This window comes from Pseudomonadota bacterium (assembly GCA_011049115.1).
GTDB lineage: Bacteria > Desulfobacterota > Anaeroferrophillalia > Anaeroferrophillales > Tharpellaceae > DSCM01.
In genome coordinates this window covers 1-12,386 of sequence record DSCM01000054.1, presented here as the reverse complement: position 1 = coordinate 12,386, position 12,386 = coordinate 1, and the positions used below count along the sequence as shown (strand labels likewise).

Annotated in this window: 12 protein-coding genes; 3 read left to right on the top strand and 9 right to left on the bottom strand. The window is 55.2% G+C overall.

Annotated features, from left to right (window positions below; all coding sequences use genetic code 11):
- On the top strand, nucleotides 1-420 hold a 420-nt coding region (locus tag ENN66_04790; GenBank protein ID HDS15922.1), incomplete at its 5' end, for a response regulator.
- A 20-nt stretch (nucleotides 421-440) separates the two neighbouring features.
- On the opposite strand, the gene ENN66_04785 is transcribed toward ENN66_04790, so the two are convergent.
- Nucleotides 441-1,220 carry a hypothetical protein gene (locus tag ENN66_04785; GenBank protein ID HDS15921.1) on the bottom strand — a complete coding sequence of 260 codons (780 nt, stop codon included), beginning with the start codon at nucleotides 1,218-1,220 and terminating at the stop codon, nucleotides 441-443.
- Nucleotides 1,221-1,880: 660 nt separating this feature from the next.
- Between ENN66_04785 and ENN66_04780 the strand changes: the two genes are divergently transcribed.
- Both ENN66_04780 and ENN66_04775 read left to right on the top strand, forming a co-directional pair.
- On the top strand, nucleotides 1,881-4,277 hold the full coding sequence (locus ENN66_04780) for a penicillin acylase family protein (GenBank protein HDS15920.1): 2,397 nt from the start codon (nucleotides 1,881-1,883) through the stop codon (nucleotides 4,275-4,277).
- A 124-nt stretch (nucleotides 4,278-4,401) separates the two neighbouring features.
- Entirely contained in the window at nucleotides 4,402-4,776 is a 375-nt protein-coding gene (locus ENN66_04775) for an HNH nuclease family protein (protein ID HDS15919.1), read from the top strand.
- 181 nt (nucleotides 4,777-4,957) lie between these two features.
- Here ENN66_04775 and ENN66_04770 read toward each other — a convergent pair whose 3' ends face one another.
- From ENN66_04770 to ENN66_04735, 8 genes are all read right to left on the bottom strand, one after another.
- A complete protein-coding gene (locus ENN66_04770; GenBank protein HDS15918.1) occupies nucleotides 4,958-6,046 on the bottom strand; it encodes an FAD-dependent oxidoreductase in 1,089 nt (362 codons plus the stop codon).
- 117 nt (nucleotides 6,047-6,163) lie between these two features.
- Entirely contained in the window at nucleotides 6,164-7,540 is a 1,377-nt protein-coding gene (locus ENN66_04765) for an MATE family efflux transporter (GenBank protein HDS15917.1), read from the bottom strand.
- A gap of 64 nt (nucleotides 7,541-7,604) precedes the next feature.
- Nucleotides 7,605-8,639, bottom strand: a complete 1,035-nt coding sequence (locus tag ENN66_04760) for an isoprenylcysteine carboxylmethyltransferase family protein (protein HDS15916.1) — start codon at nucleotides 8,637-8,639, stop codon at nucleotides 7,605-7,607.
- Nucleotides 8,395-9,297 carry a hypothetical protein gene (locus ENN66_04755; GenBank protein ID HDS15915.1) on the bottom strand — a complete coding sequence of 301 codons (903 nt, stop codon included), beginning with the start codon at nucleotides 9,295-9,297 and terminating at the stop codon, nucleotides 8,395-8,397. The genes ENN66_04760 and ENN66_04755 overlap by 245 nt, the downstream gene beginning before the upstream one ends.
- Before the next feature lie 146 nt (nucleotides 9,298-9,443).
- Complete coding sequence (gene speB / locus ENN66_04750) at nucleotides 9,444-10,322, bottom strand: agmatinase (GenBank protein ID HDS15914.1); 879 nt, start codon at nucleotides 10,320-10,322, stop codon at nucleotides 9,444-9,446.
- A 60-nt stretch (nucleotides 10,323-10,382) separates the two neighbouring features.
- Nucleotides 10,383-10,700, bottom strand: a complete 318-nt coding sequence (locus ENN66_04745) for a hypothetical protein (protein HDS15913.1) — start codon at nucleotides 10,698-10,700, stop codon at nucleotides 10,383-10,385.
- Between the two features lie 148 nt (nucleotides 10,701-10,848).
- Nucleotides 10,849-12,009, bottom strand: coding sequence for a citrate synthase (locus tag ENN66_04740; GenBank protein ID HDS15912.1), 1,161 nt, complete (start codon nucleotides 12,007-12,009; stop codon nucleotides 10,849-10,851).
- Between the two features lie 18 nt (nucleotides 12,010-12,027).
- Nucleotides 12,028-12,386, bottom strand: a 359-nt coding sequence (locus ENN66_04735; protein HDS15911.1) for a decarboxylase, incomplete at its 5' end; no start/stop codon positions are given.

The window sequence follows — 12,386 nt, the reverse complement described above, 5'->3', positions numbered from 1 at the left end:
GAGGACGCCTCGCTTAAGGGACGGGAGCGCATCCTGCTGGTTGACGACGAGAGCCTTGTTGTCGATGTCGGCCAGGACATCCTCCGGATACAGGGTTACGTGGTAACCGGGTTGAGTGATGCCCGCGAAGCCCTGGCCTTGATCAAGGCCAGGCCGGATTTTTTTGATCTGCTGATTACCGACCAGACCATGCCGCAGCTGACCGGAGCCGAGTTGGCCCGCGAAGTTTTTAAGATCAGACCCTCGTTGCCGATTATACTCTGCACCGGTTACAGCGCCGTGCTCGCAGAAAATGAAGCTCTGGCCATCGGGATCAAAAGATATCTTGCCAAACCGGTCGACGTGCTGACCCTGCTGCGAACCGTCAGGCAGGTTTTAAATGAAGGGCGGTCCGAGTCCGGACCTGGTCGCTCGGCTTAAGGGACGGATGCGTGCGCGGATCAGGGGAATTTTTTCTTGACCGGAAGATGATTGGCCAGAAGTACGCCCGGAACCTGAGTACAGCCGGCGCCGGTAATGTAATCAAGAAAAGGTATGTAGAACTTTTTGTTGATCGCCTGCCCGTCGGGCCGCTTCAGATCGTACAGACATTGGCCGATGGCCAGATCACCGTGATGGTTGCGCCGGCAGTTGTCGATATTTTCCTGAATCAGGCTTTGCAGATGGTTTTGCCGCATCAAGAGGCCGGCGAATGAGTTCGGGCCGTTTTCCGGCAGGGGATTTTGTAAAACCAGCTGAAAAAGAGGGCCGCTCCGGCTGCGATCAGCGACACAGATTCCGAGGGTGCCGGCTATCGGTAGAGTTTGCCAGGCGCCGCCGATGGCCTGGAAAGCCTGCATGACCGACGGCCCGCGCGGTGAGGGTACGGCCGAAGAGCGCGCCATCAGGATGATGGAATTGCCGTTGTTCGGGATCAGATTGACCTTGCCTTTGATGGTCTGGGCGATTTCCGGCCCGGCGATGCCGCTGATAAAACCCGCCTCGCCGTGCCCGGCTATGCAGATTATCTCATTTCTGCCGACGGTTACGGAATGATCCGGAGCGATTCGAAGCTCCTTCCAGGTCAGGTAGGTACCGAAGTTTTCGTACTTGGCGCTGCACATACCGATGCCGTACTGCGTGATCCAGTTTGCTCCCGGCATGCCGATGACCAGGGCCCGGGCTTCGCCCCGGGCTCCCAGCAGCAGGAGCAGCCAGAGAAAGAACCTGAAGGTTTTCATTGCCCACCTGTCTTGTAAAAATTCATCTCATGCGCTAACCATCCCATAACCCAAACGGGGATAACCAGTGAAGCACTTAACATTTTCTTGTTTTTGTTGTCTGAAAAACGTTGAAAAAACCAGAAAATAACCTGTCTGGCGCTAATAGCATGATCAGGCGGATCAAGGAAAGTCCGAAGATCCGCGGCCGGGGGAAACCGTATGGGAAAGATCGGGCTTGATGGCCGAGGGGGCTTAATTTTTTGGCGCAGCGTTTTTTTGTTGTCGGTGGTCTTGTAAAATGTCGGTTGACAAGGGCGCCTTTTTTGGCTATTAATAGACGGTTATAAAACATGGTTTGTAACGGTTCAGCCGTTTTGGGGTTTTGAGGGAGGCTTGAGTGGTTTTTTTGTCAGTTCTCGCGAAAGCTCGTGGGTTTCCCCGGCGCAGGAAGCCCATTGAAATGGCTGGTGTTTGAGCGTGTCGGCGTGTGCGGCAATTTCCAGCGCAATAAGCGCGGGAAATCAGAAATTGAGCTTTAGGGGTGGAGGACTTTAAGTCTCCGGAGTTGAATCGTTAGGTTCTTTGTTTAAGGGATCGGTTTCTTCGGGGAAAAGCCGTTCGGTTAGGTTTTCCTCCCTGTAAACCATTGAAATGTTATTTTAAAGAGGAGAATTTGTGATGAAAAAGTTGTTTGCAGGATGGTTTGGGCTTCTGCTGGTGCTGGGGTGTTTTGCTTTGCCGGCGGCGGCGAGCCTGGAAACCACCCGTGACGCTCAAGGAATCTGGTTCATCAACGGTCCTGAAGAGGCTCCGCTGGCGGAGGTTTTCGCGGAGGTCGGCTATGCCGTGGCCTGTGATCGACTTTGGCAGGCGGAAACCTTTCGTCGCGCCGGTTTGGGAACCCTGGCCGAGATTCTTGGTCCGGAGCAACTTGAAACCGATATCTTCGTGCGCACCCTGGGCTATTCCCAGGCCGAGCTGGAGGCGGTGTATGCGGCTTTCGATGAAGAAAGTCAAGCGGTTATCGGCGGCTATTGTTCGGGTTTTAATCGCCGCCTGCAGGAAATCGCGGCCAATCCCGCACTGCTGCCGTTTGAATTCGCGGCTCTCGGCTTTATGCCGCAACCCTGGACTCCGACCGATGTTCTGGCCTGGCAGGCCTTGATGCTGCGTAAGTTTGACTGTGAGGCCTTTTCCCGGGGGCAGCTCGACAATGCCGTTCTCTATATGCAACTGCTGGGTAAGCATTTTACCAAGGGGCCGGCCATGTTCGCCGATCTGCGCTGGACCAATGATCCAAGCGCTCTGACCTATATTGCTTCTCTGGATAACAAGCGGGAGCGGAGCTCGTCCTATTTTGCCGCTGCGCCGGTGTTACCGGAAACGGCCGCTGAAGTAGTCGATGTGCGAGTTGCCGCGAAGACGGTTAATCGTCTTTATCAGCGGGTGTTCGCCAATCTCGAAGCGGTTGGCGCCAATGCTAAAATGGGCAGCTATGCTTGGGCGATCAGCGGCAGCCGTACAGCCAGCGGCAACCCGATGCTCTACTCCGGGCCGCAGATGGGTTTCAGCGTGCCGGCGATTATCGGCGAAGGCTCCATTAACGCCGGCGGTCTCAGGGTTTCGGGGGCTCAGATTGCCGGCCTGCCCGGCATTGTTGTCGGTCGGACTCCGCATCACGCCTGGTCGATGCAGGTCGGTCACGCCCATACGGTCGATTATTATCTGGAAAGTCCGGCTGCGGTTACCTTGGACCGCGTGGAAACTTTTAAAGTCGCCGGGGCCGACGAGGTCAGGGTACCGGTTTTTCGCAGTCCGCATGGGCCGATTGTCAACCCTCTGCCGTATGATCCCGCAAGCTATGTTCCCAGTCTGGGTAATCCGATTGTGGCCTGGAAATACTCACATCGGGATCTCGAACACGGCACGATCAAAGCCTATCTTGATCTCGCCCGGGCGCAGAGCCCCGGGGAATTCGGCGCGGCCCTGGAACGGGTGGGGCTCTCCCAGCACTTCTGCTATGTGGATGTTGACGGTAATGTCGCTTACTGGATGAGCGGGCGGGAACCGGTCCGGCCGGTAGGAGAGTACCGTTTTCCTCAGAATTTTATTGCCGGACTGCCGCCGGTTGAATGGGACGCGGCTGATTTCGAGCCCCTGCCTCAGGTTCTCAATCCGAGCAAAGGTTATGTCTGCGGTTGGAACAATAAATGTTCGGCGGAGCGTCCCGGCTCCTTTAACTCGATTTCGTCAAATTATTTTTACGGACCTTTTCATCGGGCCCAGGTTATCGAGGACTATCTCGCGAGTCACGACCATCTGACCTTTGCCGAGGTTCGCGATCTGGCGGTTAATATCGCGGCCACCGATTCGCACAGCCAGGGCGGCAACCCGTGGGCTTTCGTCAAGGACTATTTCAGTGCCGTGGTTATGGGTTCCGGAAATCAGACCTGTAAAGACCTACTCTCCCTGACCAATGGTTTTGACGGTCATTTCTGCGATGACTGGGTTGCCGGTGATGAGCGCAGCTTTGCCTGGTTTTACACGAAAGCCTGGATCGATGAGGTGTTACGCCTGACCTTTGCCGACGAACTTGATTTCGGTGACAGCACCTATCTGGATCAACCTCAGGGGATTCTGTTCAACGTTTTGCTGCATGCCATGGCCGGAGAACAGAGCGGCATCGTCAACCAGTATGACTGGTTCCAGAACCGGGCCGACGCCCTGGCTCCCCAGACCCTGCCGGAAATTATCCTGAGCGCTCAGTTTAGGGCTCTGGAGCATACCCCTTGGTTTCCCAAGCGAGGTGAAATCAAGTTTCGGCACGATTTCTTCGCGGGTACGCCTTATGATCCGCTGCATACCGTTCCCTTTGGATCAAGGTCGACTTATGCTCACTGCGTCGAATATGACGATGCGGGCCCGGTGCGGATCGAGAGCATGTTTCCGCTCGGCCAGTCTGGCACTATCCTGGTTGAGCCCGAATTGAAAATGCCGATTTTTGATCAGCATTTTTATTCGATGAGCAAGTTTTACGATGGCTTCAGCCCGCGTCCGTTTCCCTTGTTTCAATAGCGTCCGCAGGTGGTTCAGAAAACGCCCCGGCGGGCAGTTTCCTCCGGGGCGTTTTCTGGAAATGGTTGCTGATTGATGCCGATTCTTTCCGGATCTTTAACCTGGACAGGAGGAAATTCGGTTTATGTCGGAGCAAGAAAAGCCTCTGGATCGCGAAAACCGTTGTTTGCCGGCCGAGATTCGCCGACTCCGGGAACTGCGGGCCCAGACCTATCGCGAACAGGCCCTCAAGCTGTATCCCTGGATCTGCGCCCGTTGCGGCCGTGAATTCAGCGGCAAGAAATTGCGCGAGCTCACGGTTCATCACAAGGACCATAACCACGATCATAATCCACCCGACGGCAGCAACTGGGAACTGCTCTGCCTCTATTGCCATGAATATGAACATACAAAATTTCCGGAGAGCGATCCGTCTCCGGCCATCTCCGTCTCACCCTCCCGAAAACCGTCCACAACCTTTCAGCCTTTTGCTGAACTCGACAAAAGGCTGAAAAAATAGATTTCAGTGTTGGTATCGCGATTTTCCCAAAGCGCGACCCGTCCCGCAACCTAATTGGCGCTTTTCGGCCCGCCAATAAGAGCTCTTCACAAAACATTTTCTTGTTTTTTAACCGAAAATGTTTTGTGAAATAATCAGCGTGGCTGAACCATATTTTCGGTTTATGGGTTTGCAGAAGGGCTCAGGTGCCCGGCTTGAGATCGGCGACGGCTCTGGCGGCGGCCTCCAGGGCTCCTTCGAGGTAGCCGCCGTGCCTGGCGGCGGTTTCGGTGCCGGCAAAATGAACCAGGTTATTCCAGAAGGAGCTTTGTCCGGCCGGAGGCCGGTAGAGGGGGTGCTCGTACATCGGGGGCTGGTCGAGGCTGGTGGCGGTGAAAGGTTCGCGGGCCCAGTCTTGGTAGTAAACCCGCAGGGGGCGGGCGGCGTCCGCGCCATAAAGCAAGGCTAATTGTGATTTGATCGCTTCCTGTAAGGCTTCCGGATTATGGCGCTGAACGGCGGGCAGGCCGACAAAGCCGATCAGACCGTAGGGTGGCCCCGCGGGGGCGGAGGCGTCGTGCAGTTCCGCCATGGGCCCGAGCTGGCTGAAAGCCTGCCCGGAAAATCCGGCGTTTCGCCAGAACGGGTTTTCGTAAAGGGCGCAGAACTTGGCCTGGCCCGCCATCCACGTGCCGGTTTTGAGCATGGCCTGAGTCAGTTGCGGGCTTAGTTCCGGAGTGAAAAGCAGGCTCGCCGCCGCCAGACGTGGCGGTAGCGCGAGAATTACCTGGCGAGCCAGGAAACACGCCCGGGGTTCTTCCTCGAGAACACCGATCTGAACCCTGACCGCATTGGCATCTTGTTCGAGGGCGCAGACCGGATGATTCAGACGGATTGAGCCGGGCGGCAATTTTTCAGCGAGACGCTCAATCAGGGCGGGCATGCCGCCGCCGAGCCGCCAGGAAAGCGGTTCCGAGGCGTAGCTTCGAACGGTGCGAATTCTGCCGTCATAGCCTTGAAAGCGGCCCTGGCCGGTAACGTATTGTAGATAGCCGTTCAGCTCCAGATCGCGAATCAGGCGAGCCAGAAGGGGATGGATCGCGGGCCAGTACCAGGACGGTCCCAGATCGCTGACCAGACCGGTCTCCGGCGCGCCAAGAATGCGGCCGCCGAGGCGGTCACGGGCTTCAAGCACAAGAAAGGGGCGTTGTTGTTGGGCCAGTAGGCTGGCGGCATAAAGCCCGCTGAAACCGGCGCCGATAATCAGGATCTCAACATTTTCTGAAGTCATATTTTGCAATTTCTGAGTAACTTCGGCTTAAGTGTTTGAATTTACATTATCAATACCTTTTATAACTATTCAGTCAACCAGAATATCCTGATTCTAGTGTCGCCATATATGCTGAAATCAACAACGCTGAATAGTTGTCATATTAGAGATTCCGGCCATGGTTTTTTGCAGCCAGATCAGGGCAATGGCGCTTGAGGTCAGATTGCCGCACAGAGCGGCGATCGCGACCATGCGGAAGTCGAGTCTGAGCCAGATGACAAAGATCATGGCCAGCGGCAAGGAGATCAGGAACAGGCGGCCGGCATTGATGACCAGGCCTGGCAGGCTCAAACCCAGTCCCTGCAGGGCGCGGTTGCCCGAGAGGGTTATTGCCATGAAGGGGAAGTTTAATACCTCGAATTTAAGATAAAGAGCGGCGAGTCGGAGAGGTTCGGCTTCGTTGGTGAAGGGGCGAAGGAAAAAGTGAGGCCGGAAAAACATTACCAGGCCGCAGACCAGGGCAAACACCAGGTTAACCTTGATGGCGAAATGGATGGTCTGTTTAAGCACTGCAAACTCGCGAGCACCGTAGAAAAGAGCGGTCAAGGTCAGAAGGGCGACCGACAGCGCGACCATCGGAATAATAATCGCGCTGTCAAGCCTGGTGACCAGGCCCAGGGCGGCAACGGTATCGGTGCCGTAACCGGCGATCAGGCGATTAATGCCCATCATGTAAATCGCCATCAGGAGCATGGTCAGGCTGGCGGGTAAACCAATGGCAAAAATTTCTCTGATCATAGCGGGCGAAAAACTCCAGTTATGAAGGTTTAATTTGATGATGGACTTGCGCTTGAGGTAGCCGAGGGCCAGGAAGAGCCCGGCGCACAGGGAAAGATTGGTGGCCAGGGCCGCTCCCTTGATGCCGAGATTAAAGGTGAAGATGAAAAGCGGATCAAGAATCAGATTGAGAAAAAGGGTGAAAAATTGCACCTTCATCGGGGTGATCGTGTCGCCTTGGGCGGTAAAGGTGCTGATGACGGCGTACATCGGAAACATCAGAAAGACGCCGGCGGCCACGATTCTCATGTAGTCGCCGGCCAGCCGGTGAATTTCCTGTTCCGCACCGAGCAGGGTCAGAAGTGGTCCCAGAAAAATTTCGGTGCCGAGAAAAAGGCCCAGGGCGCAGGTCAGAGAGGCGACGATACCATGCATGGCGGCGTTGGCGGCGGATTGCTCCAGGCCGGCGCCGAGGTGGCGGGCAACCACCGCATTCAGCCCTACCCCCATTCCCATATTAAAAGAGACCAGGGTGAAAAAAAGCGGAAAAGAAAAGGTCAGGGCCGCCAGCGGGCCCGTCCCCAGCCGTCCGACATAGGCCGTGTCCACAAGGTTATAAGTGGTCTGGATCAGGGTCGCGATCAGGGTCGGCCAAGCCAAGTGAAAAAGAGCCCGACGTGGGGCGCGCAGGAAAAATTCCAGGCGTTTTTTGATGATGTCAGTCCTTTGCAGCTGCAGCGGAGCGGCCGGTTTGACGGAGTTTTCGACGAACCGGTTATGCCGCTAGGGGTTTGTTTTTATTCTAAAAAAGATAGATGTAAACGATGAGATAGGCAACCGCCACGGCCAGCAGATTCAAGTGCGCATTGTTTTTGAAAAACAGGTCCCAGCGAAAATAGCGCAGGTCTTTCGGGTTTGGTTTTCGCATCGGGGGCAGAAAGCGGTTGGTCTCGCGGCAATAGGCGGCGTACTCAGCGCCGAAAATTTCACTCAAGATCTCTTCTTCGCGCCGGACCCGGTTAACCATGTAAAAATAGTAGACGACCGAAAAAATAAGCATCAGCCAGAAACGGCCGGTCATGGTCACGGCTCCCAGGATGAGAAAATAGCGACCGATATACATCGGGTTTCTGACTACCGCATAGGGGCCCTTCGCGGCCAGCGCCTTTTTTTTGTGCAGGGAAGCGAAACACCACAGTTGCAGCGCTTCGCCGAGGCCGGAGATGCCCAGGCCGTGCCAGAAATATTCCTTGTACATAAGCCGGAGCAGAATAACCAGGCCCACAAGGCTTAAAGGCCAGCGGTATTGCAGGAATCTGGCGCGCCATTCGGGATTATTGAAAAAATCGTTAATGCGGCCCAGGATGTTTTCCATGTGTCGGACTCCGGTGGAAGGTTTAAATGCTGCTTTTAAAGTTTGCCAGGGCCTGGCAATGGATGTTCGGTCTGAAAAAAACAAAAAAAGAATTACTGAGAGTACTGTTTTTGCGAGTGCAGCCCCGTGATGTTGCATTGTGGGGCCAAGGTCCGCATTTGCCGTTAGCCTAAGTTCAGGCGTCGGCAGCGCCCGGAGTTCTGTAGCCGTCGGCGGCTCAAGTTTGAAGCTCTTCGATCTTTTTTGCATAAGCCAGCTCGGCGGCTTTTCTTTTTTTCTCCCTGGGCAAAAACTTTTCGGCGCGATGCCGCAGCTCTTTGAGATTGTAAGGCAGCTCGGCTTTGAGGCGGGCGGCGGCCCAGGCCTGTTCGTCCGGGGTGAAATAAAGGAGAATGTCGGACCATAGCTGGGGATAGGTTTTAAGTCGGGCCCGCTTGCGATTAAGCGCGCAGTGCTGCACATCGAGGAGGTAGATTTCGGCACTTTCGGGAATCACCAGAATATTGCGAAAATAAAGATCGTTTAAGGCCAGGCCGCTGCGAATCAGCTGAGCGCCGAAGCGGACGATTTTATCGATGACCGGCTTTCTTTTCGGGCTCTGATTTTCGTCCAGAAAAAGAGACAGGCGCTGGCTGCCGGCCACCTCGCGACTGAGAATGAAGGCGCTGCGCAGAATGCGGCCATCACGCTTCTCGCCAAACGCCAGAATCTCAATGGTGCTGCAGCCCAGCGAGGTCTGTTTGAGTTTTTCCAGATTTTCATATTCCTGGCGGGCCTGTGATTTCTGCCAGCAATAGCGCCAATGAATTTTGTTGTAGGTGTAGCGCTTGAGGTAACAGGCCCCTTCCTTGTCGACAAAACGGAAGACCCGGGATGACCGCCCGCCGTTGATGAGCAAGCCTCCGGACCGGTTCATAAAATCATCATAGGAAAAATCCGCCCAAGGCCGCGGCAGGGGCGGAGACGAAATGAAAAAAAAATCTGTCATCGCCCCAAAAAAATAATTGAAAGACGCTGTCCTGTTTACATGAAACAAGACGAAACCGCAAGTCCTCATGCAGATTTTTGGGGGCCAAACCCGGTTCAGCGTTTGGCGGCTTCTGAACCTGGACAAACTCATAACCACGCTTGAAAAGCGCAAAAAAAGATGGCGCAATAACGGCTCCGAAGGCGAGCGCCCATCAACCTGAACACTGCGGCGTGTATAGCAAATCGCAGTGTTCAGGTTGATGGGAGACGTAACCGGCGGAATTGTTGCGAAGGCTATCAAGGATGGGTCTGATCAGCCTGGCGACTGATCAGACCCATCAGATTGTATGTCAACTGGGCGCCGGCAAAGGCGGCGGCCGGAGAATCGGGGGCCGGGGCCAGCTCGACCACGTCAAAACCGATAATCCGATGACGCGTGGCGATTGCCTCAAGAATCCACTTGACCTGATACCAATCCAGGCCTCCGGGTACCGGGGTGCCGGTGGCCGGAATCAGGGACGGATCGAAACAATCGAGATCGAAAGTGACGAAAACCTCATGCGGGAAATCTTGCGGTGGCATCGCGGCTTTGATTCCGGTCCGGAAAATTGTTTCGGCATCGGCAAAGGGAAGGCTATGTTTTTGCCGGAAAAGATGCTCTTCGTATGAGTAGCTGCGAGTTCCGATCTGAAAGATGGGAATCCCGAGATCGAAAATCCGTTTCATGACACAGGCATGACTTAAGGGATTGCCCTGATAACTGTTCCGCAGATCGGCATGGGCATCGAACTGGATGACCCCGAATTCAGAATAAAATTCCCTGAGCGCCTGAATCGCGGCTTGGGTGATGGTGTGCTCGCCGCCGAGCAATACCGGTACGGCCCGGTGGCGCAGGGCCTCGGTAACGGCTTGCCGGATCGCATCCAGGACATCTTGCTCATCGCCGCTGCAGTCGATCGTCGCTTGGGTGTGGATGCCGGCCTGAGCCGGAATGCTTTGGCCGTCGAAGAGTTCAAGCTGGTGTGAGGCTTCAAGGATGGCCTGTGGCCCTGCGGCTGTTCCCCCCAGGTAGGACACGGTTTTTTCGTAAGGGGCGGCAATGACGTGAAAAAGAGCCTGATCCGGCGTCGCGGAAGGGACATCTTCACCGTGAAAAGAAAGGTTTGGTGTCGGCATGGTTTACCTGCTGGCTTGGGGTTGGCCGGGTTTTAAGCGTGGTCTGGGTTGCCGGGACGGCTATTCGTCCAGTACTTTATAGGAATCAACTCTCAGCATTTCATAGCCGTCTTCGTCCTTGACGAGCTGACCGTGGGCTTCAATGGTCTTCTCCGCCAGAGCCAGCAGTTCCTTGCCCCGACCCTCGGGAGCAATGTCGTAATAGGTTCCGTCGGCTTCTTCGATGGAAACCACGACCACGGCATCGTTTTCATCGTAGGCCAGGGGGATGACTTTGCCGGTGGCGGTGATCATTTCGGTTCCCGCCGCAAGTCCGGCGCCAAGAAGGAGTGCAAGTAAGACGACAAAAATTAGGGTAATGGCGGTTTTTTTCTGCATGGCGGTTTCTTCCTTACTGAAAATTAATTTTTACAGGGCTTTGCAAACCTTGCGCGGCAACCTGAGTCCTCGCGTTTCTCGCGGTTATTATGGTTGTTGTGAGGTCGTCGATGTTGGGTGGTTTATTTTTAAAGGGCGCCGGGTTTTGTCACTGGGGCTCGGTTTTTGAATCCCGTTCCTGAATAGGCACGTAGCTGAGCGACGCGGGACCGACATACTCGGCCCGGGGCCGGATCAGACGGTTTTGGCGCCACTGTTCGAAAATATGTGAAGTCCAGCCTACGACCCGGCTCATGGCAAAGATCGGTGTGAAAAGTTCTTCCGGGATCTCCATGGCATGATACAGTGAAGCCGAATAAAGATCGACGTTGGGGAAAAGTCCGGTGAGGTTGGTGACTGTTTTTTCCAGAGCCCTGGTCAGCTCATAGAAGTGGAGATTGCCGACCAGCTCCGCGCATTGCCTGGCCTGTTGGCGCAGGGGGGCGACGCGGGGATCCTCACAACGATAGACGCGGTGTCCGAAACCGGGAATCTTCTTTTTGTTCTGCAGGCGCTGCCGGACCCAGCTTTCGACTTTTTCCGTTTTTTCAATTTCCTTGAGCACCCGCATGACTTCGATATTGGCACCGCCATGGAGTGGGCCTTTCAAGGTTCCGATGGCGCTGGTGACCGAAGAATAAAGATCCGCCATGGTGGAGGCTGTCACCCGCGCGGCAAAAGTCGAGGCGTTGAGTTCGTGGTCGGCATGAAGAATGAGGGCGCTGTCGAAGGCTTTGACCAGCGTCGCTTCCGGTTCCCGATTGTGCAGGGTATAAAGAAAGTTGTAAGCAATGCTCTGGTTGTCAATCGGTTTTACCGGCTCATGTCCGGAACGCAGGCGCTGCATGGCCGAAATCAGCAACGGGATCCTTTCCGTGATTCGCTGGGCCTTGCGCAGGCAGGCGTCAAGCCGGGTATTGCCGCTGTCCGGATCCCAATGGCCCAGGGAGGAGACCGCGGTACGCAGGACTTCCATCGGGGTGGCAACCTTAGGGAACATGCGCAGGATCATGATGGTTTCAATCGGCAAATCGAGGGAGCCGCTGAACCCATCGAGAAAGGCCTGAAACTCGGTCTGTCGCGGCAGACAGTGGTACCAGAGGAGGTAGGCGACCTCCTCGAAGGAACTTTTTTCAGCGAGTTCCAGAACATCATAGCCCCGATACAAAAGTCTGCCGTTGACGCCGTCGATAAAACAGATTTTGGAGGTGCTGATCACAACTTCTTCAAGTCCGGCGCTGGTTGGCGCCGATTCAGAAAGCTTACCCATGTGCGATTTCCTTTTTTATCAGATAGGTTCGCAGGCCAGGTTGACGACCGGGGCTGCCGTTTTAATAAATTGTTGTCTTAAACTATAGGTGTAGGCGCCCTGGTTGGGAATCAGAAGATAGTCTCCGGCCTTAAGGTCTTCGCCCCAGTACGAGTTTCCCCAGAGGTCGTCCGGCGTGCATAGGGAGCCCATGATTTCGCAGGGGCGCTCTTCCAGGGCCGGGCGGCTCAGGTTGAGAATCGGAAAGTAATCCCAGACAAATCTTTCCCAGCCGATACTGTTGGTGCCGGCGTCGGTAATCGCCAGGTCAATTTCCTTGCGGTCGATTACCTGAAGCAACAGATGCATGGTGTCGTTGCAAAGCCAGCGCCCGGGTT